Annotated in this window: 23 protein-coding genes; 5 read left to right on the plus strand and 18 right to left on the minus strand. The window is 56.3% G+C overall.

Features of this window, described 5'->3' with window-relative positions; all coding sequences use genetic code 11:
- Positions 1–216 precede the first annotated feature (216 nt).
- Entirely contained in the window at positions 217–855 is a 639-nt protein-coding gene (gene msrA, locus GTU79_RS23915; RefSeq protein WP_132925735.1) for a peptide-methionine (S)-S-oxide reductase MsrA, read from the plus strand.
- Positions 856–1,158: 303 nt separating this feature from the next.
- A complete protein-coding gene (paeA, locus tag GTU79_RS23920) occupies positions 1,159–2,490 on the plus strand; it encodes a polyamine export protein PaeA (protein ID WP_132925733.1) in 1,332 nt (443 codons plus the stop codon).
- Between the two features lie 119 nt (positions 2,491–2,609).
- Here the strand turns inward: paeA and GTU79_RS23925 are convergent, their stop codons facing one another.
- Positions 2,610–2,816, minus strand: coding sequence for a DUF1107 domain-containing protein (locus GTU79_RS23925; RefSeq protein ID WP_132925731.1), 207 nt, complete (start codon positions 2,814–2,816; stop codon positions 2,610–2,612).
- Positions 2,817–3,094: 278 nt separating this feature from the next.
- On the opposite strand from GTU79_RS23925, the gene GTU79_RS23930 reads away from it, so the two are divergent.
- Positions 3,095–3,661 carry a YtfJ family protein gene (locus GTU79_RS23930; protein WP_203523961.1) on the plus strand — a complete coding sequence of 189 codons (567 nt, stop codon included), beginning with the start codon at positions 3,095–3,097 and terminating at the stop codon, positions 3,659–3,661.
- 6 nt (positions 3,662–3,667) lie between these two features.
- Here the strand turns inward: GTU79_RS23930 and cysQ are convergent, their stop codons facing one another.
- Both cysQ and GTU79_RS23940 read right to left on the minus strand, forming a co-directional pair.
- Positions 3,668–4,414 (minus strand): 3'(2'),5'-bisphosphate nucleotidase CysQ, encoded by a 747-nt coding sequence (gene cysQ, locus GTU79_RS23935; protein ID WP_203523962.1) that lies wholly within the window; start codon positions 4,412–4,414, stop codon positions 3,668–3,670.
- A 174-nt stretch (positions 4,415–4,588) separates the two neighbouring features.
- Entirely contained in the window at positions 4,589–5,209 is a 621-nt protein-coding gene (locus tag GTU79_RS23940) for a BamJ family beta-barrel-assembly machinery protein (protein ID WP_132925725.1), read from the minus strand.
- A 319-nt stretch (positions 5,210–5,528) separates the two neighbouring features.
- Between GTU79_RS23940 and GTU79_RS23945 the strand changes: the two genes are divergently transcribed.
- Positions 5,529–6,044, plus strand: coding sequence for an OapA family protein (locus GTU79_RS23945; RefSeq protein WP_203523963.1), 516 nt, complete (start codon positions 5,529–5,531; stop codon positions 6,042–6,044).
- Between the two features lie 59 nt (positions 6,045–6,103).
- On the opposite strand, the gene rplI is transcribed toward GTU79_RS23945, so the two are convergent.
- The 5 genes from rplI to yjfP all read right to left on the minus strand — a co-directional run bounded on the left by rplI (position 6,104) and on the right by yjfP (position 8,748).
- Positions 6,104–6,556, minus strand: a complete 453-nt coding sequence (gene rplI, locus GTU79_RS23950; protein ID WP_132925721.1) for a 50S ribosomal protein L9 — start codon at positions 6,554–6,556, stop codon at positions 6,104–6,106.
- 38 nt (positions 6,557–6,594) lie between these two features.
- Positions 6,595–6,822, minus strand: a complete 228-nt coding sequence (rpsR, locus tag GTU79_RS23955; protein WP_214513429.1) for a 30S ribosomal protein S18 — start codon at positions 6,820–6,822, stop codon at positions 6,595–6,597.
- Positions 6,823–6,826: 4 nt separating this feature from the next.
- Positions 6,827–7,144, minus strand: a complete 318-nt coding sequence (gene priB / locus GTU79_RS23960; protein WP_165934299.1) for a primosomal replication protein N — start codon at positions 7,142–7,144, stop codon at positions 6,827–6,829.
- A gap of 6 nt (positions 7,145–7,150) precedes the next feature.
- Positions 7,151–7,546, minus strand: a complete 396-nt coding sequence (rpsF, locus tag GTU79_RS23965; protein ID WP_132925717.1) for a 30S ribosomal protein S6 — start codon at positions 7,544–7,546, stop codon at positions 7,151–7,153.
- 452 nt (positions 7,547–7,998) lie between these two features.
- Positions 7,999–8,748, minus strand: coding sequence for an esterase (yjfP, locus tag GTU79_RS23970; RefSeq protein WP_203523964.1), 750 nt, complete (start codon positions 8,746–8,748; stop codon positions 7,999–8,001).
- A gap of 147 nt (positions 8,749–8,895) precedes the next feature.
- Between yjfP and bsmA the strand changes: the two genes are divergently transcribed.
- The gene (gene bsmA / locus GTU79_RS23975) at positions 8,896–9,204 is read left to right on the plus strand and encodes a biofilm peroxide resistance protein BsmA (RefSeq protein WP_132925713.1); all 309 of its coding nucleotides are present in this window, start codon (positions 8,896–8,898) and stop codon (positions 9,202–9,204) included.
- A 22-nt stretch (positions 9,205–9,226) separates the two neighbouring features.
- Here the strand turns inward: bsmA and rlmB are convergent, their stop codons facing one another.
- From rlmB to mutL, 10 genes are all read right to left on the minus strand, one after another.
- Positions 9,227–9,964: a 23S rRNA (guanosine(2251)-2'-O)-methyltransferase RlmB gene (gene rlmB / locus GTU79_RS23980; protein ID WP_132925711.1), complete on the minus strand. Its 738-nt coding sequence runs from the start codon at positions 9,962–9,964 to the stop codon at positions 9,227–9,229.
- 111 nt (positions 9,965–10,075) lie between these two features.
- Complete coding sequence (gene rnr / locus GTU79_RS23985) at positions 10,076–12,550, minus strand: ribonuclease R (protein WP_203523965.1); 2,475 nt, start codon at positions 12,548–12,550, stop codon at positions 10,076–10,078.
- A gap of 459 nt (positions 12,551–13,009) precedes the next feature.
- The gene (locus tag GTU79_RS23990) at positions 13,010–14,308 is read right to left on the minus strand and encodes an adenylosuccinate synthase (RefSeq protein WP_203523966.1); all 1,299 of its coding nucleotides are present in this window, start codon (positions 14,306–14,308) and stop codon (positions 13,010–13,012) included.
- Positions 14,309–14,407: 99 nt separating this feature from the next.
- Complete coding sequence (locus GTU79_RS23995) at positions 14,408–14,608, minus strand: DUF2065 family protein (RefSeq protein WP_132925706.1); 201 nt, start codon at positions 14,606–14,608, stop codon at positions 14,408–14,410.
- Between the two features lie 59 nt (positions 14,609–14,667).
- Entirely contained in the window at positions 14,668–15,699 is a 1,032-nt protein-coding gene (hflC, locus tag GTU79_RS24000) for a protease modulator HflC (RefSeq protein ID WP_132925704.1), read from the minus strand.
- 3 nt (positions 15,700–15,702) lie between these two features.
- On the minus strand, positions 15,703–16,959 hold the full coding sequence (hflK, locus tag GTU79_RS24005) for an FtsH protease activity modulator HflK (RefSeq protein ID WP_214513430.1): 1,257 nt from the start codon (positions 16,957–16,959) through the stop codon (positions 15,703–15,705).
- 55 nt (positions 16,960–17,014) lie between these two features.
- The gene (gene hflX / locus GTU79_RS24010) at positions 17,015–18,295 is read right to left on the minus strand and encodes a ribosome rescue GTPase HflX (RefSeq protein ID WP_132925701.1); all 1,281 of its coding nucleotides are present in this window, start codon (positions 18,293–18,295) and stop codon (positions 17,015–17,017) included.
- 221 nt (positions 18,296–18,516) lie between these two features.
- The gene (gene hfq, locus GTU79_RS31610; RefSeq protein ID WP_420854119.1) at positions 18,517–18,702 is read right to left on the minus strand and encodes an RNA chaperone Hfq; all 186 of its coding nucleotides are present in this window, start codon (positions 18,700–18,702) and stop codon (positions 18,517–18,519) included.
- A 112-nt stretch (positions 18,703–18,814) separates the two neighbouring features.
- Positions 18,815–19,756 (minus strand): tRNA (adenosine(37)-N6)-dimethylallyltransferase MiaA, encoded by a 942-nt coding sequence (miaA, locus tag GTU79_RS24020; protein WP_203523967.1) that lies wholly within the window; start codon positions 19,754–19,756, stop codon positions 18,815–18,817.
- Complete coding sequence (gene mutL, locus GTU79_RS24025) at positions 19,749–21,644, minus strand: DNA mismatch repair endonuclease MutL (RefSeq protein WP_203523968.1); 1,896 nt, start codon at positions 21,642–21,644, stop codon at positions 19,749–19,751. The genes miaA and mutL overlap by 8 nt, the downstream gene beginning before the upstream one ends.
- Positions 21,645–21,787 lie beyond the last annotated feature (143 nt).

The following is a 21,787-nucleotide window of genomic DNA, read 5'->3' on the forward strand; positions in this document are numbered from 1 at the left end:
GTCTGCTTTCCTGATAGTAGCTTCCTTGTGCGCAAAATCGCTTTCAATTCTGATAACTGCCGGCCTTAGGGTTGTTTTTGTATTTTTTGCCCTAAAATAACAGCCTTACACCTATCTTAACGTAAAATTGAAGATTATTGTCTGTAAAGAAGAGGTGTTAAACAACAGGCGATGCCCCATATTTACGATTATTTGCCTAAACAGGAGACAACTCTGATGCACATTTTCAACAAATCCGAGCTTGTACCACAAAGTGACGCGCTACCCGGCCGCACCACGCCGATGCCGGTCGCCACCACCCATGTGGTCAACGGACACTCCATGACCCAAGTCCCGGACGGCCTGGAAGTCGCATTATTCGCCATGGGATGCTACTGGGGCGTGGAAAGATTGTTCTGGCAATTGCCCGGCGTCTATAGCACGGCGGCCGGTTTTGCCGGCGGCTATACCCCTAATCCCACCTACCGGGAAGTCTGCACCGGCAAAACCGGCCATGCGGAAACGGTACGGGTGGTCTTCGATCCCGCCGTGATCTCCTATAAAGAGCTGCTGCAGCAGTTCTGGGAAAACCACGACCCGGCGCAGGGCATGCGCCAGGGCGGGGATATCGGCACCCAGTATCGCTCGGCGATTTTTGTCTTGACCCCTGCGCAGGAAAGCGCCGCCCTCGAGAGTAAAGCGCAATTCCAGCGCGCGATGGCCGAGGCCGGGGATAAACGCCAGGTGACCACCGAGATTGAGCCGGCAACGCCGTTTTATTACGCTGAGGACGACCATCAGCAATATTTGTACAAGAACCCCGAGGGTTATTGCAATCTGGGCGGGATCGGCGTGTGCATGCCGCCGCAAGCGTAATCATTAGCAGCCCCGCAGGGGCTGCTGTTATACTATGCGGGCTGCCGGTGCAGCACGGTAACGGTTTGTAACATGTTATCTTTTCACGACACATTGCCCTTCAAAGGCGCGCTGATAATACCCTGTAGAAATTTCGAGTTGCGGCAAGGCGGCAACGCAGCGACGAATCCGCCGGATCGGATCCGGATGCTGCGAGCAGCGGCCCCGATGGGGCGAGACTCATGGATGAGCCGAGAAACAAAGCCAACACCGCTGCAGCTTGAAAGATAAAGAGTGTAAACGTCAGCCCGTGGTGGCCAGACTATGTTAAACAGTATCCTGCTTATTTTACTATTGATCGCGGTGAGCGCGTTTTTTTCCGTCTCGGAAATCTCCCTGGCCGCGTCACGCAAAATCAAGCTTAAACTTATGGCCGACGAGGGCAATATCAATGCCCAACGCGTGCTGAAACTCCAGGAAACGCCGGGTATATTTTTTACCGTGATACAAATCGGCCTGAACGCGGTGGCCATCCTCGGCGGTATCGTGGGCGATGCGGCCTTTTCCCCCTCCTTCGCCGCCCTGCTGGTGCGGTTCATGTCGCCGGAACTGGCGGATCAAATCAGCTTTATCTGCTCGTTCACCCTGGTGACCAGCATGTTTATTCTCTTTTCCGATCTGACCCCGAAACGCATCGGTATGATTTCACCGGAGGCTTGCGCCGTCCGGATCATCAACCCGATGCGCTTCTGCCTGCTGGTATTCCGTCCGCTGGTATGGATATTCAACGGCCTGGCCAACCTTATCTTCCGCCTGCTTAAACTGCCGATGGTGCGCAAAGAGGACATTACCTCCGACGACATCTACGCGGTGGTGGAAGCCGGCGCGCTGGCCGGGGTACTGCGCAAGCAGGAACATGAACTGATAGAAAACGTTTTCGAGCTTGAATCGCGTACGGTGCCTTCTTCCATGACCTCCAGGGAGAGCATTATCTACTTCGATTTACGCGAGACCGAAGACAGTATAAAAGAAAAAATCTCAACGCATCCTCACTCGAAATTTCTGGTGTGCGACGCCAATATCGATCATATCGTCGGCTATGTGGATTCCAAGGATTTGCTTAATCGCGTGCTGGGCAATCAGAGCCTGGCGCTGAACAGCGGCGTGCAGATCCGCTCGGCGCTGATCGTACCGGATACGCTGACGCTGTCGGAAGCGCTGGAGAGTTTTAAGACCGCCGGCGAGGATTTCGCCGTGATCCTTAATGAGTATGCCCTGGTGGTGGGGATCATTACCCTCAACGATGTCATGACCACCCTGATGGGGGATCTGGTGGGCCAGGGATTGGAAGAGCAAATCGTTACCCGGGATGAAAACTCCTGGCTTATCGAGGGCGGTACGCCCATCGACGACGTCATGCGGGTGCTGCATATCGATGAGTTTCCCCAGGCAGGCAATTACGAAACCATCGGCGGCTTCATGATGTTCATGCTGCGCAAGATCCCCAAGCGCACCGACTTTGTCCGCTATGCCGGCTTCAAATTCGAAGTGGTGGATATCGACAGCTATAAAATCGATCAATTACTGGTCACCCGGCTGGAAGAGAAGTCCGCCCTGGTGCTGGCGCCTACCTCCGACAAGACCCATGTAGCCTAGGAAAGACGGCCCGCCATAGCGAGGGATTGACCGGGGGGTTTGGCAAAGCGGATAACGGCCGGCGCCGGGGGAGAAGGATTGCCCCTGCCGATGCAAGGCATCCCACAGGGGCAAGTCCGTCAGGCCATCTCGGACTGCAATCGCATAACCTGCCGGTTTACTTCGGACATGACATGGAAGTGCTGCTTATCGCGGACCTTGGGCACCAGGATCTTACCTTTATCGAATTCAAAGGCGCCGAACCCCTTGATGTAGATTCTGCCGCGAAATAAGGTCTTAACGTAAGTTGCTACCTTGATAGCGTTAAAGCGATGGAAGATTCTCATTTTTTTACGTTGCTCCCGTAATTAACATCGTCCTGCCCTGCGAAACGCCAGTTGGCAAGAGTACTGACACTACCACTTATTAAGAGTGGCCATATGTGCATTAGTTCACGCAGTTTCAGGACGCTGAGCTGGATTTACATAATTTGACAGAACGCTATAAAAGCCCTATCACTTGAAGCAGTACTTTTATTCTGAAGACGCCCCGACCGCGGGCGCGACATCGGACAAGGCCTCTTCAACGCCGCGGGCCTTGCCCGGTCAATTGAAGGAAACGCCCCATGCGCCGTCGTCTCTTGTTGCTGATGTTCACTCTGTTTTTCTCGTTCGGTCTGCAAGCCCATAATCTCCGTATCGGCGCGCCCTTGCCCAGAGTAGGCGTCGCCGATAAAGGAGAGCTGCTTTATCAGAATAACGAGTTTAGCTATAAATCCTGGAATAGCGCGCAGCTAAAAGGAAAAATACATCTGGTACAGCATATGGCTGCCCGCACCTCCGCCAGCGAAATGAACGCCGCGATGGTTGAAGCCATCAAGAAAGCCAGTTTACCGGGGAAATATTACCAAACGGCTACCATCGTCAACGGAGACGATGCCCTGTTCGGCAGCCTCGCCTATTCGCGCAACTGGCTGGAAAACAATAAAAAAATGTCCCCCGCCGCCCAGTTTATCCTGGATGTCCACGGCGACGTGCGACAGGCATGGGGGTTACGGGCCAAAAGCTCGGCAATTGTGGTGCTGGATGCCGGCGGGCGGGTTCGGTATATCAAGGAGGGGGCATTGACGCTGCCGGATGTACAGCAGGTTATTGAGTTATTGCACCGCTTGCTACCCCGCGGTGCAATGTAACGCCTTTTAGAACAGCGATACCCGAAAGCCCGGGTTCAAAAAGGACTCGCGGGGATGATAATCCAGCGCATGGCCGGTCCAGTCGTTAACCTGCGCACCGGCAGCGGCGGCCACCGCATGTCCGGCGGCGGTATCCCATACGTTGGTGGGTCCGAAACGCGGATAGAGCTGGGCGCTGCCTTCCGCCACCAGGCAAAATTTCAGCGATGAACCGATGGACACCGTCTGATGTTCCCCCAGCTGCGCCAGATAATCCTGCAACTCCCGATCGTCGCTGTGGGAACGGCTTATCACCACCAGCGGCGGCCGGGCTTCCTTGCAGTGGATATCCAGTCGCTGGCCGTCCGCGGTGATTTTCCAGGCATGATCCTTGTCCGCCGCGTACAGCAGATCGGTAGCAGGGGCGTAGACCACGCCCATCACCGGAAAACCCTCCTCAATCAGCGCAATGTTGACCGTGAATTCGCCGTTGCGCCGCAAAAATTCCTTGGTGCCGTCCAGGGGATCCACCAGCCAGTAACGGTCCCAGCCGCGACGAACCTCCCATGCGGGGGGATCTTCCTCGGAGAGTATGGGAATGTCGGGCGCCAGGGCGGCGAGCCCTGCTGCGATCACCCGATGCGCGGCCAGATCGGCCGCGGTTAATGGCGACGCATCTTGCTTATGGGTCAGTTCAAGGGGCATATCCCCTGCATAGACCTGCATAATAGCCGCTCCCGCGTCACGGGCCAGCCGGCTGATCTGTTCTATCATTGCATACCTCGAATTTGTCCACCATACCCGTCATCTTTCAAGCCGCGGCTATGTTGGCTGCAGCTTGAAAGCTATTGGGTATACATAATAGTAGACTAGTGTTATTTACCGCGAAAAGCTATTCCATTAACGGCCTGCCGGGGCGGGGGAATGTTAATCCCCCCGCCGAGGCTGTCAGAGGATTTCCAGCAGCTCGACTTCGAAAATCAGGGCGCTGAACGGCGGAATCGAGGCGCCGGCGCCCCGTTCGCCATAGGCCAGATTCTGGGGAATATAGAGTTCCCAGCGGGAGCCCAAGGGCATCAGGGTCAGGGCTTCAATCCACCCCGGGATCACGCCGTTGACCGGAAACTCCGCCGGCTCGCCGCGCTGAACCGAACTGTCGAATACCGTACCGTCCAGCAAGCGTCCGGTGTAATGGACGCGAACCCGATCCTGGCGCGACGGTATCGCTCCTTCGCCCTGCTGCAGCACTTTGAACTGCAAGCCGGATTCAGTCTGGCGGACACCTTCCTCCTTGGCATTGGCTTCGAGGAATTGCTGCCCCGCCACCGCCAAATGCTGCTGCCGCTCCAGACGCACCGCATCGGCGCGCTCGTGGATCTGGCGCAGCGCCCGATGGATGGCGTCAACCGGCACCGCCGGCGCATGACCCGCCAAGGCGTCGGTTAACCCGGCCAGCAAAGCTTCCGGCAACAGCCCTTCCAGCCCCGACTCTTGCAGCTGCTGGCCCACTTGTAAGCCAATACCGTAACTGGCCTGCGCTTCGACGCTGTCTAAAGAAGGTGTAGTCATCATTTATCCTTGAATTGATAAAAAGCGAAAGGCGCAGCATAACAGCGCGGGCGTTTCGGGTAAAATCCTCTATGATGATAATGTGTCCCGCCTCGGCGGATTGCTTCGCAGTCAGGGTTAATTAAGCATGGAGGTTCAGTGTGCTCCGCTTTATACTTCCCCGGGTTAGAGAAAAACCATTGCAAGAGAGGTTATCATGGGCAGAATTGCGCCCGGGAAAAATAAGAACCCGGCGTTTTCCGTGCCAGGGCTCAGCGAGATCAAATGGAAGTGGCCACGACGCCCGCGACCCGATGATAATCCCAAAGCAGGCCGTCCGATGCTGACTCCCCTGAAAAAATTATGGTACCTGCCGGAACAGTTCAAGTGGATGCGGCCTTTACCCCTGTTCCATCGGCGCGCCATCCTGATTTGCGCCGCGATTATTCTGCTGGCGATACTCTGGCCCTATTCACCCAGCGACAACGCGCCGCCGCCTGTCGCCGCGAACCAAACCGGGCAGCAAGGGGGAGTGATGCAGGCGGAAATCGTCAATAACGCACCTTCTCCCGCCGCCCCGGCAACGCCCGCCAACGGCCAGCTGCAGCGCTATCGGATAGCGGAGGGGCAAACCCTGGCGCAGCTGTTCCGCGAGCACAATCTGCCGGTGGCGGATGTTTTTGCCATGGCGCAGGCGGAAGGAGACGATAAGCCGCTCAGCAGTTTACATGCCGGCCAGCAGGTGGATATCCACGTCAATGCCCAAGGGGTGGTGACATCGCTGGAGATCGAAACCGGCCCCACCGCCAGCGTCAGGTTTGTTCGCCAGTCCGACGGCAGCTATATTCGCAATTAATGCAAAACGCCGGCTTTCGCCGGCGTTGTTTTTTTACTGTCGCTCGCTTAATCGTTAGATCAGGCTTCAGCTACCACAACCACATCCAGGGTAGCGAAAATTTCGCCATGAACCTGGATGGAGATATCGTGGTCGCCGATAGTACGCAGAACGCCGTTGGGCAGGCGCACTTCGCTTTTGGCGACGGGAACGCCGGCGGCGGTGATGGCTTCGGCGATATCACGGGTACCCACGGAACCGAACAGCTTACCTTCGTCGCCTGCTTTAGACGCGATGGTGACGCTGCCCAGGGCAGTGATTTTATCGGCACGGGCCTGTGCTTCGGCCTGAACCTTGGCCACTTCAGCTTCCAGCTCGGCGCGACGCCCTTCGAATTCAGCAACGTTTTTCTTGGTGGCCGGAACGGCTTTGCCTTGCGGTACCAAGTAGTTACGGGCATAGCCCGCTTTAACGTCAACCGTATCGCCTAATTTGCCCTTGTTGGCAATCTTATCAAGCAGAATAACTTGCATTACCTTATCCTCTCAAAGTCTTATTGGACAGTGACCGATTACTGATGACGATCAGTGTACGGCAACAGAGACAGGTAGCGCGCGCGTTTGATAGCACGAGCCAACTGGCGTTGGTATTTGGCGCGAGTACCGGTAATCCGGCTCGGGACAATTTTACCGCTTTCGGTGATGTAGTTTTTCAGCGTAGCGATGTCTTTATAGTCGATCTCAATTACGCCTTTCGCGGTGAAACGGCAGAATTTACGACGACGGAAATAACGTGCCATATGGCTAGTCTCCAGAATCTATCAATTCAATCTGCTCGGCATGCAGCACCATTTTGGTCAGTCCGTTGCGGCCTTGATGGCAACAAATGAAACCCTGAATGGAGAGCTGCGTACCGACCGTTATACTTTGAGTAATCTCTTGTGATTGCTTTCCACTGACCACCACGGGCATACGGCACCATGCTTGTCGTGAAAAACCGGCTTCCAGCTGCTGCGAGCGGTGCTCAAGCACAAACTGGCAGTGAGGAATACCTGACGGGCTAACCTTCCTAATCGGTGTCTTGCACACGGTGCCGGACAGCGTCAGTCGGTTTTCCGCCATCATCAATTACTCTTCAGAATCCCCAGCATCATTATCATCGTTGACTTCGGTGGCGAAATCTTCACGACGATCGCGACGTTCGTCCTTCGCTTTCACCATGGGTGAAGCTTCGGTGACGGCATGCTTAACGCGCATGATCATGCTGCGGATAACGGCGTCGTTAAAGCGGAAGTTTGTTTCCAGCTCATCGATCACTTCCTGCGTGGCTTCTACGTTCAGCAGAACATAATGAGCTTTGTGCAATTTGTTGATCGGGTAAGCCAACTGACGACGGCCCCAGTCTTCCAGACGATGAATGATGCCTTGCGCATTGGTGATAACACCGGTGTAGCGCTCAATCATGCCGGCAACCTGTTCGCTTTGGTCAGGATGTACCATAAATACGATTTCGTAATGACGCATACAGAATTGCTCCTTACGGATTATTCAGCCTCCTGTCAGGGTCAACCGCGGCCCATGGAAGCAAGGAACGTGATATTTGTGCGGTCGAAAAATGACGCGCAATCTTACATTTATGGGGGCGTGAATACAAGGGCAGATTGTGGGGTAAGGCCGGCGGCGGCGGAGTAGTTACTTCAATGATAATTAATTAGCAAATAAACTATCTAAAAATCATGCTTTTAATCAAAAAAACTGATTAACTTAATCAATAAAGTGTTATTTCTCGCCATCGCAGTCTGTCATATACTCATTGACTCAACTTCCCACCGGCGGTGCGCTCACGCCGGCTGGAACGTCCCCCTTTTAGCCAGATATCCCAACACCAGGGGATATACAAAAATAAAGAAATGTTGTCGTATTCAGCCCCCTAGAGGGGCTTTTTTCTGCCCGTCGTCTACAGAAGGCCGTCGGCATTACAAATGGCGCTGAAAAAACAGCACCGCCGCCGCCAGGGCGGACACCGTGATTTTATGCCCGACGCCGGGCTCGGTAATATAAGTCACCCGGCCCGCGCTTCCCCGCGCCGCCAGAGCCTGGTACAGCCTGCGGCTCTCCTCTGCCGGCACCAGCGGGTCGGCGTCGCCGTGCCAAAGCAGCAGGGGCCGGTCGCTGAGCTTATCCAATTGGTGAAACACCTCGTACTCCGCCAGGGGAGCCATTCGTTGCTCGAATTCCTTTTGCCGGGCGGACGAGGTCAGCGGGACCGGCGGAAAGAGGGTCCTGGCCAGCCGCAGATAATCGCCGGATCCCATGAATTCCGCCACCGCCGTTAACCAGGGATAACGCGCCATGGCCCCAAGCGCGGTCATACCTCCCATGGATGCGCCGCAGATACCCATACGCCCCCGGTCAATCAGCCCCTGCCGTTCCAGAGAGTCTTTCAGCGCCGGCAACTCATCGATATTGGCGCGCAGGATATCCCAAAAGTGCGCGAGACGCTGCTGTTCATCACCGTTAAAACGGGCGCCGTGCATGGGGGCATCCGGCAAAATCACCCGAAACCCGGATTTCGCCAGTGCATAGCCAAAATAGCTGTACACGTCTTTGGAGGAGGTATAGCCATGATAAAAGAAAATCGTCGGCAGCGGCTGCGCGTATTGCCCGGCCGGTACCGCGTGTATCACTTCTATGCCGCCGATGTTTTCCTGATGCATTTCAACCATAAAATCTCCTTAGCACTATCCCGTGACGACCCGGCGAAACCACCGCTTTTTATGGATAGGCAGCCTTTTGATTTTTAATGCGCATCAAGATCGCCGGGCCGCATACTGGGATATACTTGTCGTGTTTAACTCAATGGCTTATATCCCATGAAATCGCTATCCGTAATGGTTACCGCCCTCGGTTTGCTGGCCCTCGCAGGCTGCAGCGTACTGGAAGGCAAACCGGTCCCGCCGCCGCCGCCCACCCATCAGGCACAGGAAATCCAGCGCGATCAGGCCGGGTCACTGCAGGTCCTCGACCGATTCTCGGTGGAAAGACGCGGCAGTCCCATGGATGTTGAGCATGTCGTTCGCGTCAAGGCCAATGCTGCTCATGCCACCTATTACCAGATTGTCGCTTTATCAGAACTGATAACGTCGGGCAAGTGGCGCGCCGACGTCATCCTGTATCGCTAAGGACGCAGGCATACCGTTATGTTCAACCGATTTGACGCTGGCGCACCGCCTCGAACAGGCAGACGCCGGTGGCCACCGAGACATTCAGCGATGATACCGAACCCGCCATCGGAATGCTGATCAGCTCATCGCAATGCTCGCGGGTCAAACGGCGCATGCCTTCGCCTTCGGCGCCCATTACCAGGGCCAGCGGGCCGGTAAGCTTGCTCTGGTAGAGGTCATGATCCGCCTCGCCAGCGGTACCGACAATCCACACATTATGTTCCTGCAGCAAACGCAGGGTCCGCGCCAGATTGGTGACGCGAATCAAGGGCACGGTTTCCGCCGCGCCGCTGGCGACCTTTTTGGCTATGGCGCTAAGGGGGGCGGACCGATCCCGCGGCACAATCACCCCATGCACCCCGGCGGCGTCGGCGCTGCGCAGGCAGGCTCCCAGGTTATGGGGATCGGTGACGCCGTCCAGCACCAGCAGGAACGGCGCGGCATGCTGTTGCAGCAGCCCCGGCAAATCGTTTTCCTGTAGCTGGCGCGCTTCCTGGACCCGTGCCACGATGCCCTGGTGTACCGCCCCTTCGACCTTTTCATCCAGCCACTGCCGGTTCGCAATCTGGATGACGATCCCCGCAGCCTCCAGCTCGACAATCAGGGGGTGCAGGCGGCGGTCGTCGCGGCCTTTCAGGATATAGACATCAAGAAAACGCTGCGGATCGCGGTCCAATAAAGCTTTAACGGCGTGTATGCCGTAAATGATTTCGCTCATGTTGATCTTTTAGTTAAGTAGCAATGTTCAAGCCCGGAGGTTTATTCCGGCATCCGCCCCGCCGGTTTAAGACAGGGGCGGATTGCAGCGCGCTGGAGGCGCGGTATTATTTTATTTACCGGCAGTGCCGGCTTTTTTCCTGCTGCGTCTTGGTTTAGCCGCCTCGCCGCCCGCGGCATGTTCCCCGGCGGAGGACGCCTTGGCCTTGGCGGGCTGGCTTTTAGCCTTGCCCTCCTGGCGTTCGCTGCCGCGAAACGCGCTGTCCGGTTCGAAGTTAGCCGGCTTTTTGCCGGAGCGGCGGCGGCGGGGAGTTTTACTCTCACCGCCGGCGCCGTTGGCGCCGCGCGCCGCCTGCTGCGTCCGAACGCGCTCGGTTTTACCCGCGCCACGGGGTTGACGGCGGCTGGATATCAGGGAGAAATCGATTTTGCGTTCATCCATATGGACTGCTTCAACCTTGATTTCCACCACGTCGCCCAGACGGTAGACCCGCCCGCCCGATTCGCCGATCAGCCGCTGACCGATATTGTCATAACGGTAATAATCGTTATCCAGGGTGGAAACATGCACCAGGCCGTCGATGAATAAATCGTTCAGGCGGACAAAAAAGCCAAAACCGGTCACGCTGGCGATGATGCCGCTGAATACCTGACCCACGTGATCCTGCATAAAATCACACTTCAGCCAATCCGCCACGTCGCGAGTGGCCTCATCGGCCCGGCGTTCGCTCATGGAGCTCTGCTGGCCCAATTGCAGCATTTCCGCCATTTCGGCATGCCAGCCGCCGCTGGCGGTGGCACGGCCGACGGCCTCGCCATCCCGTTTCGCCAGCAGATATTTGATGGCGCGGTGTAAAGAGAGATCCGGATAGCGCCTTATGGGCGAGGTAAAGTGGGCATAAGCCTGCAATGCCAAGCCGAAATGGCCGCGGTTTTCCGGATCGTAAATCGCCTGCTTCATCGACCGCAGCAGCATGGTCTGCAGCATTTCGTGATCCGGGCGATTAGCCACCACATTCATCATTTCGGCGTAATCTTTCGGCTCGGGTTTCGCTCCGCCGCCCAGAGTCAGCCCCAACTCACCCAGCACGCTGCGCAGCGCGGTAATATGATCGTCGCTGGGACGATCGTGCACCCGGTAAAGGGCCGGCTCTTCATTCTTTTCCACAAACCGCGCCGCGGCGATATTGGCCAGGATCATGCATTCTTCAATCAGCTTATGCGCATCATTGCGCGTCACCGGCTCAATGCGATCGATGCGCCGCTCGGCGTTAAAAATAAACTTGGCTTCATCGGTTTCAAACGAGATGCCGCCGCGCTGCATCCGCGCCTGATCCAGCGCCTTATACATTTCATGCAATGTCTGAATCGGTTTGACCAGCGGCCGGTACTGCTCGCGCAGCTCCTCATTGCCCTGCAGTATCTGCCATACCTTGGTATAGGTCAGCCGCGCATGGGAGTTCATAACGGCTTCGTAAAATTTGTAGGACGAAAGCCGGCCCTGGGCCGAGACGGTCATCTCACAGACCATGCATAACCGGTCCACCTGCGGATTCAGCGAACACAAACCGTTGGAGAGCACTTCCGGCAGCATGGGGATCACCTGCGAGGGGAAGTACACCGACGTTCCCCGGCTGCGGGCTTCGTTGTCCAGGGGAGTATTCGGCCGGACATAATAACTGACATCCGCGATGGCGACCCAAAGACGCCATCCGCCGCCGCGTTTTGTTTCGCAGAATACCGCATCATCAAAATCGCGGGCATCTTCGCCGTCAATGGTCATCAGCGGCAGCGGACGCAAATCCACCCGGCCGCGCTTCGCCTCTTCCGGCACTTCTTCCGCAAGCGTCGCCACCTGGCTGTCCACTTCCGGCGGCCAGGTGTAGGGAATATCGTGGGATCGTACGGCAATATCCACTGCCATCCCGGTCCCCATATTGTCCCCGAGGACCTCCACCACCTTGCCGATGGCCTTGGTGCGGCGGGTGGGACGCTGAGTGAGCTCCACCACTACCACAAAGCCCATACGGGCCCCGCCGGTGCTTTCCGGCGGCACCAGGATATCGAAACTCAACCGGCTGTCGTCGGGCACCACAAACGCGCTGCCGGCGTCGGTAAAATACCGACCGACAATCTGGCTGGTTTTGGGCACCAATACCCGCACTATGCGCGCTTCGCGGCGACCTTTACGATCGGCTCCCAGCGGCTGCGCCAGCACCACGTCGCCGTGGATGGCCATTTTCATCTGTTCGGCGGAGAGGTACAAATCGTCCTTGCGGCCTTCGACCCGTAAAAAGCCGAAACCGTCGCGATGGCCGATGACCGTACCGCGCAGCAAATCCAGGCGCTCAGGCAGCGCGTAGCACTGCCGGCGGGTAAAAATAAGCTGGCCGTCGCGCTCCATGGCGCGTAAACGCCGGCGCAGACCTTCTATTTGATCTTCGCCGGTAATATCCAAATCCTGGGCCAGCTCTTCGCGGCTGACCGGCGTCTCCCGTTTGGCCAAATGGTCCAGGATAAATTCCCGGCTCGGCACGGGGAATTCGTATTTTTCCGCCTCTCGTTCGAGAAAGGGATCTTGAGACATTGCGCTACCTCCATTGTCTAAAACAGGTTGCTGTGCCGATGTCATTCAACAAGCAATAATAAGTAAAGCGGTGGATTTTCCACCACCAAATCAGACCGGCGGCATGATTAATGACCTGTAAAAATATCGAAAGGCCCGCAGCAATACCTGTAACCACCGGCAGGCAGTGATGAGGACAATATTCCGCGCTATGCCCGTCATACTTCAAGTTGCTGGTGCATTGGCCTTGCTGAAATTCGAAATCCATTGGGTATATGATTGGCCGGCATTGGCGACATATCCACACGCACTTGGAACGGATGTAATAAGAGTAACCTTTAGGAACCGAACAGGCTATAAGACTTGTCATCGGGCGGTACAGGCAAAAAGTCGCTATGTGGGTTAACCATATAATAAATATAGACAAACCGGGACTTGCCCGGTTTGTCGTGTTTTCAGAATTTGACGGATTTACTGCCATTATGCGTCAAATGGGTCACGCAGTATCATGGTCTCGGTCCGGTCCGGCCCCGTTGAGATGATATCCACCGGCACTTCGGTCACTTCCTCAACCCGGCGAATGTAGCGTCGCGCGGCTTCCGGCAGCTTATCGAACTCTTTGACGCCGAAGGTGGATTCACTCCAGCCCGGCAGCGTTTCATAGATAGGCACTATACCGTCCCAGCCCTCGGCGGCCAGCGGAGTGATTTTCACTTCGCGTCCGTCCGGCATGCGATAAGCGACGCAGATTTTCACCTCTTTCAAACCGTCCAATACGTCAAGCTTGGTCATGCAGAAACCGGACAGGGAATTGATCTGCACCGCGCGGCGAACGGCAACCGCATCCAGCCAGCCGGTACGGCGGCGTCGGCCGGTGGTTGCGCCGAATTCATTGCCCTTGATGCTCAGATACTCGCCGACATCATCAAAGAGCTCCGTGGGGAACGGGCCGGCACCCACGCGGGTGGAATAGGCCTTGACGATACCCAGCACATAATCCACATAGCGCGGTCCAAGGCCCGAACCGGTAGCAACGCCGCCGGCGGTGGTGTTGGATGAGGTGACATAGGGATAGGTACCGTGATCGATATCCAGCAACGTACCCTGCGCGCCTTCGAACATGATGAGCTCGCCGCGCTTGCGGGCATTATCCAGCAGGTCGGAAACATCGACAACCATGCCGGTAAGGATATCGGCAATCGCCAGAATATCATCCAGGATGGTCTGATAATCCACCGGGTCGACTTTATAATAATTCACTAACTGGAAATTATGATAATCGACGATTTCTTTCAGCTTGACGGCAAAGGTTTTTTTATCGAAGAGATCGCCTACGCGTAATCCGCGGCGCGCGACTTTATCTTCATAAGCCGGGCCAATACCACGGCCGGTGGTGCCGATGGCCTTGTCGCCGCGGGCTTTCTCCCGTGCCGCATCCAGGGCGACATGGTAGGAGAGGATGAGGGGACAAGCTTCTGAAATAAGCAATCGTTCGCGTACGGGTACACCACGGGCTTCAAGCTCACCCATCTCTTTCATTAGCGCCTCGGGGGATAACACCACACCGTTGGCAATAATGCTGGATACGTTTTTACGTAAAATACCTGAAGGGATCAAATGAAGTACGGTTTTTTCACCGTCGATAACTAAAGTATGACCGGCATTATGTCCGCCCTGATAGCGAACAACATATTTAGCCCGCTCAGTCAGCAAGTCTACGACTTTGCCTTTACCTTCGTCACCCCATTGGGTGCCCAGTACGACAACGTTCTTACCCATCTCTCAATTTTCACCAGATTGCTTAAAAAGGATTCTAACATCTCAGTGGGTGGCTTTCAGTACTTTTAACATCAATATTGACTGTTTTTGTGGCTGCGATCACCCTCCCATTCTGCTGCGCAACATGTAGTAGATTACACCGCCGGCCACTACTAACCCTCCGCCGAAGCGGCGCAATAATTTATCGGGCAGCAGCGTCATGGAACCGATCATTTTGCGCCATACCGCCGGAAACAGCATCGGTCCCAGCCCTTCGAGAACCAATACCAGTCCCAGCGCCATCCAAATTGTAGGATTCATGGAAACCTCGAAAAAAAAGGCCCGCGTCAACGGGCCTTGGCATAAACATCATCTATTCGTTAGGGCCGGGCTGCCGGAGCAGCCGGGGTGGCCGGTATGGCGACATCGGGCGATTTCATATAACGGAAGAAATCGCTGTCCGCGCTAAGGACCATAATATCGTTGTTGCCGCTAAAGCTATTTTCATAGGCGCGCAGGCTGCGGATAAAGGTGAAGAAAGCCGGATCCGCGCCAAAGGCGTTGGCGTACAGCTGTGCGGTTTCGGCATCGGCTTCGCCGCGGGTGATTAATGCCGTACGCTGCGCTTCCGCCAGGGTGCGGGTGACCTCATAGTCTGCCGCCGCCCGCAGTTTTTCCGCCTCTTCCTGTCCCTGGGAACGATGACGACGCGCCACCGCTTCACGTTCGGCCCGCATACGCTGGAATATGGCGTCGGAGACTTCAGCCGGCAGGCTTATCTGCTTGATACGCACATCCACCACTTCGATACCCAGCGCCGCCATACTGTTGGGATTCACCGCCGGCTGGGCGCCGTTGGTTTCACGGGCGACCCGCGCCGCCGCCGAGGCGATGGCGTTGTCCGCTTCCGTGGTCTCTATTTCATTGTCCCCCGCGGTGCCGTTATTCAGCGCATCCCGCACATCGGTCATCAGCCGGTTACGCGAATCGGTCACGATGCCCTTGACGTCCAGCCTGCCGAGTTCGGAACGCAACCGGTCGCTGAATTTCCGTTTCAGCAGGACTTCGGCCTGAGAAACGTCACCGCCGCCCGTCGCCAGATAATAGCGGCTGAAATCACTGATGCGCCATTTGATGTAAGAATCCACAATCAGATCCTTTTTTTCCATGGTAACAAAGCGATCCGCCTGGTTTTCCATGGTTTGGATGCGCGCGTCCAGCGTTTTCACCGTCTCGATAAACGGTATTTTAAAATGCAGGCCGGGATTGAAGATCTCAGGCTTGTTTTCATTGTCGCGCAGGACTTTGCCAAAGCGCAATACGATGCCGCGCTGTCCTTCCTGGACGACAAACATAGAGGCATACAGCGCCACAAGCACCACGACAATGATGACTATAATAGACTTGCGCATCGGTTAGTCCCTCCCTACGCGAGTGGTATCGTCACGCTGGGCGTTCGCTTTGCGCTGATCCATAATGGAGCCGGAAGTGCCGATATCCACAGGCGAGGGTTCAGCCGTTCCGCCGGTGGAAAGGGCAGGCAGCCGCAGCAGGCTGTCCGTGGCGGTATCCTTGGATGCTTTCGCCGGCGCATTGCGCAGCATTTGATCCAGCGGCAGCACCATCACGTTATTGCCCCCTTTGTTGTCGTTCACCAGAATTTTACGCGTATGGCTTAATAACCGTTCCATCGAATCTATATATAAACGCTGGCGGGTAATCTCCGGCGCGGCTTTGTATTCAGGCAGCAGTTTGGCGAAGCGCTGAACTTCACCCTGCGCTTCCAGCACGGTACGGGTTCTGTAGGCGCGCCCCTCTTTCCGGATACGCTGCGCCTGGCCGTTAGCGCGCGGCTGGACCTCGTTGGCATACGCCTCGGCCTCGCGGATGTACTGCTGCTCGTTTTCACGGGCGGCTATGGCATCGTCAAACGCGGCCTTCACTTCATCAGGGGGACGCGCCGCCTGGAAGTTCACGTCCAGCAGGGTAATGCCCATGTCGTATGGACGGATGGTTTCCTCCAATACCCGCTGCGTATCGCTGCGCACCACGGTACGCCCTTCCGTGAGGATGCGATCCATGGTGTACTTGCCGATAACGCCCCGCAGGGCGCTGTCGGTGGCCTGTCGCAGGCTGTCGTCCGCATCGGTTACGCTGAACAGGTAGCGTTCCGGGTCGGTGACGCGGTACTGCACGTTCATTTCCACGCGCACGACGTTTTCATCGGCGGTAAGCATGATGCCGGACGCCGCCAGCTCGCGTACCGACTCAACGTTAACCGCAATCACATGATCGACAAAGGTGGGTTTCCAATTCAGGCCCGGCTGCACCAGGCGGTCGAATTTTCCGAAGCGCGTGACTACGCCGCGCTCCGCTTCCTTGATGGTGTAGAAGCCGCTGCCGGCCCAGATAGCCACCAGGACCACCACGGCCAGTCCGATGTAACGCCTGCCGTGGCCGGGGCTTTTGGCGCCGCCGGTACCCTCCGGGTTTTTATTGCCTCCGCCAAACCCGCTTATTTTTTTACCGAGCTTACGGAAGATATCGTCCAAATCAGGAGGTCCTTGTTCACGCCCGCCTTTATTATTATTTCCGCCAGAGTTGCCGCTGTTATTGCTGCTCCCCCACGGGTCGCGGTCATGTCCGTTATTACCGGGCTGATTCCACGCCATGTTTAGCTCCATATTCTTAATGTGTTTTCTTCAGGCTTTGAGTCCCAAAGGACGGTCAGACAAGATAGTCCACCAACTCATTCTCTTGCTTGCACAGGCGACGCCAATCGATGAGCGGCAATCTGACGAGCAGCCCGACGCTGCCGTCGTCCTCAATCCATTCTTTTTCAATTGCCTGAAGCTGGTAAAAACGGCTGCGTAAACGTCCGGCCTGCGGGGGTAGGCGCAGCTCATGCTGCGCAATCTCACCCGACAGGCGTTCGGTCAGCGCCTGGAAAAGCAACGGGATTCCTTCTCCGGTTTCGGCGGACAGCCATACCCGTACCGGTAAGTTATCCTCGTCTCGATCAATACGCGCAACAAAATCATCCAGCATATCGATTTTATTCATGATCAACAGTACCGGAACGTCGTTCGCTTCGATTTCCGCCAGTACCGTATCCACCGCGGCGATATTTTCCTGGCCGCGGCTGTCCGAGGCATCGACGATATGCAACAGCAGCGTGGCTTCGCGCGTCTCTTGCAAGGTCGCTTTAAACGCCGCCACCAGATCATGGGGCAAATGGCGGATAAAACCAACCGTATCCGCCAGGACCGTGTCGCCCACATCGCCGACTTCGATGCGCCGCAGGGTAGGGTCCAGCGTGGCGAACAGCTGATCGGCGACATAGACTTCCGCCTGGGTGAGCCGGTTGAACAGCGTGGATTTGCCGGCATTGGTGTAGCCCACCAGCGATACCGTGGGGACATCGGCGCGATTCCTGGCCCGGCGTCCTTGCTCCCGCTGTTTTTCCACCCGTTCCAGGCGGGAAAGTATCAGGGTAATCCGGTTGCGTAACAGACGGCGGTCGGTTTCAAGCTGGGTTTCACCCGGCCCGCGCATGCCTATGCCGCCTTTTTGCCGCTCAAGGTGGGTCCATCCCCGCACCAGACGCGTGGCGAGATGGCGCAGCTGAGCCAGTTCCACCTGCAATTTACCCTCGTGGGTACGAGCACGCTGTGCAAAAATGTCCAAAATCAGCCCGGTGCGATCGATGACCCGGCATTGGCATAAGCTCTCGAGATTGCGCTCTTGAGCAGGAGATAATGCATGATCGAAAAGTACGACAGACGCACCACTGGTTTTAACCGCTTGCGCGATTTCTTCAGCTTTTCCCTCTCCGACAAAATACTTGGGGTGCGGGGCCTTGCGGCTCCCGGTTATAACATGCAACGCTTCCACCCCGGCGGAAGACACCAGCGACTCAAACTCCTGAAGATCTTCCATGTCTTTGTCTTGCGAGAAAAAGATGTGAACCAGTATGGCCTGCTCACCGGTATCATAACGGTCAAACAAGCGTACAACCTCTCAAACGGATAAACCGCAGTTATAACGGAGCCTTAGCGCCGCAAACACGCTAAAGCACCGCGAAATGGTCAAGCCGGATGCGTCTTACTCGACGTCATCAGTTTCCAGCGGCTGCGCAGGCGCCGAAGGATTGCTGCCATGATGGTAATTGCTGGCACTGCTACTTGTTGCCGGATTGTTATTGTGATGCGACACCGCACGCGATGGTACTACAGTAGAAATGGCATGCTTATAAACCATCTGACTAACCGTGTTTTTAACAAAATGACAAACTGGTCAAATGACTCAATCTGGCCCTGCAATTTGATACCATTCACCAAATAAATAGAAACCGGAACCCTTTCCCGACGCAATGCGTTCAAGAACGGATCTTGCAAAGATTGCCCCTTAGCCATTCTATCTTTTCCTTATGTGCTTGTTGTTTGTAACAAGAACCATGTGGCTCTAAAATAAACGATGTAAAAAAAAGCGCGTTCAGTACTTACCAATTGTACACAATCACCCAACCTATGCACTAACAACCTGTAATACCTTGTCTAAAGCAGCGAGGGGCTTGTCACTATCGAGCCAGTGAACCGACGGCCAGCCGCGCAACCACGTCATTTGCCGCTTGGCCAATTGCCGGGTTGCGCATATCCCGCGATAAATCATTTCATCGTAATCGATTTCACCTGATAAATATGACCACATCTGGCGATAACCGACGCTGCGAATGGACGGCAGATCTTTATGCAAGCCACTGCGCAGGAAAAGTACCCTGGCTTCCCGCTCAAAACCAGCCGCCAGCATCTGATGAAAGCGCTGCTCGATACGCTGATGCAACAGCCGGCGATTTTCTGGCGCAATCGCAAACTGGTGAACCCGGTACGGCAATGCTTCACCTGAAGTTTTAGTCAGTTCCGTAAGAGTTTTACCTGAAACGAAAAAAACTTCCAGTGCTCTGGAGAGCCTCTGCGGATCATTCGGATGAATACGACCCGCCGACACCGGATCAATCTCCTGCAATTTAAGGTGCAATGCCTCCCATCCTTTGGCCTGCGCCTCCCGGGAAATACGCTCCCGCACTTCAGGGTCCGCTGGGGGCAAGGGGGATAAACCCTCCAGAAGCGCCTTGAAGTAGAGCATCGTCCCGCCTACCAATAACGGCACACGACCCGACGCGGTGATTTCTGCCATGGCGGCCAGCGCATCACGGCTGAAATCCGCTGCCGAATAGGCCTGCTCCGGATCCCGGATATCAATCAACCGGTGCGGCGCTATCGCCAGTTCGTCTTTACCGGGCTTTGCGGTGCCGATATCCATGCCGCGATAAATCAGCGCGGAATCAACGCTGATAATCTCCACCGGCAATCGCCGGCGCAGCTCAATCGCCAGCCCGGTTTTACCCGAAGCGGTAGGTCCCATCAGGAAAATAGCCTGCGGCAAAGGCGGGCCGATAGCCTCAGTCATGATTAAGGGCCTCAATGGCGGCCTCAAGATCCAATAACACCAAAAGCTCTGCGGGCGGGACCTTTACCCACTGCGGACAAAGCCGCTCAACCTCGGCGAGTAACTGTATGGCCTGGGAAAGGCTCCAGGCACGTTGTTCACTGTTCAACTGGCGGGCAATCCAGGCAGCAATCTCATCACAAGTGATGGTTTCAGTTTCTGACAGATAGCCTAACAGTTCCGGAATCAAGTTTTGTAAATTTTGTTGGCGTAATGGTAAAGGTACGCCATTTAGCGTCCCCTGGCGCTGATTAACCTGTAACTGGATACCCATCTGCTCCAATTGCGCCTGGTACCGGCGGAATCCCGCCGCCTCCGGTTCCTTGAGTATTAAGCGCAGGGGAATAAGCAATGGCTGCGCCCGTAACGCTTCGCCATCCGGCGTAAGCTGTTTTTGCTTGAGGCAGCGCTCCGCCACCGGCAGAGAAATCAGCGCCAGACGCTGGCGGAATTCCACCAGGGCGTAACAAGGCGGATAAACGGTAAGCACCCGACCGAAGCTCTGGACATCGTCGCCGGAAACGGCCTCGGCAGCGGCGCCGGACGCTGGCGCGGATTGAATCAGCTTTTGGTAAAGTTTACCCTCTTTGGTCTGATAACCGGCGCCGGGATGGTAATTGGCGGCCGGTTCACGCATCCGGCCGGATCGGGACCCCGCTTCGCCGCCGTTACTCCGGCCAATACCGGACGGCGCCTTATACTGTGGCGGCGACGGGGTGTTCCCAGGGCCGGAGGGTGGTGCCTTGAGCGCCGGTGAGGGGTTGTCAAAGAGATTTTTCCCCGCCGCGACGCGATTTTCCGGCATCCGGTGCAAAGGGACGGCATCGGCGGATACGGGTAGCTCCGGTTCGTCCGGCCGCTGAATAACGGCGATCACCGCCTGATAGATAAAATCATGCACCAGGCGGGACTGGTGAAACCTGACTTCCTGTTTGGTGGGATGCACATTCACATCCACCTGATGGGGATCCACTTCCAGGTACAGCACAAACGCCGGTTGCCCCGCCTCGGACAGCTGTTCCTCATAGGCCTGGCGAATGGCGTGATTAATCAGCTTGTCGCGCATCATCCGCCGATTGACATAACAATACTGCATGTCCGGCAGTTCACCCGCCGCCGACGGATCGGCTACCCAGCCGCGGATGCGGAGATCGCCGTGCTGCCAGGAGACTTCCAGGGCCCGTTGCACAAAGGCCGGTCCGCACAGGCTGCTTAAGCGCCGGAGGTTCTGGGCTTCCTGCGTCACCCCGCGATATTGGCGGACCGGTTTACCGTTATGCTGCAGGGTGAACGTCACATCAAAGCGCGCCAGCGCAATGCGTTTCACCACTTCGTCTATATGCGCGAATTCGGTTTTCTCGGTACGCATGAACTTGCGGCGGGCCGGCGTATTGTAAAACAGATCCAGCACTTCCACCGTGGAACCCACCGGATGCGCCGCCGGTTTAAGAGTCACCGCCATGTCGCGGCCTTCGGCATAGGCCTGCCACGCTTCCGTTTGCGCTTCGGTGCGGGAGGTCAGGGTCAGCCGCGACACCGAACTGATACTGGCCAGCGCTTCCCCGCGAAACCCCAGGCTGATAATAGCCTCGAGATCGTCCAGCGTGGCGATTTTACTGGTGGCGTGCCGTGCCAGCGCCAGCGCCAAATCGTCCTTGGCGATGCCGCAACCGTTATCGCGGATGCGGATAAGGCGGCTGCCGGCCCGCTCGATATCGATGTCGATACGCGTCGCGCCGGCGTCAAGGCTGTTCTCCACAAGTTCCTTCACCACCGACGCGGGGCGTTCGACCACTTCGCCGGCGGCGATCTGGTTGGCGAGCTGTGGCGGCAGTACCCGAATAGGCATGGCGGCGAAAATCCTCAGTGTTAAGCGGGTGAAAATCAGGGCCTGTTCCGACAAAAGGGTTTGTTAACATAGTGCCTGGCCTTCTACGACAGGTCATTTCTTTACGTTTTTCTCACGCCCCCGAATCCTATCATTTTTGACAG

Source organism: Sodalis ligni (genome assembly GCF_016865525.2).
In the GTDB taxonomy this organism is placed as follows: domain Bacteria; phylum Pseudomonadota; class Gammaproteobacteria; order Enterobacterales; family Enterobacteriaceae; genus Acerihabitans; species Acerihabitans ligni.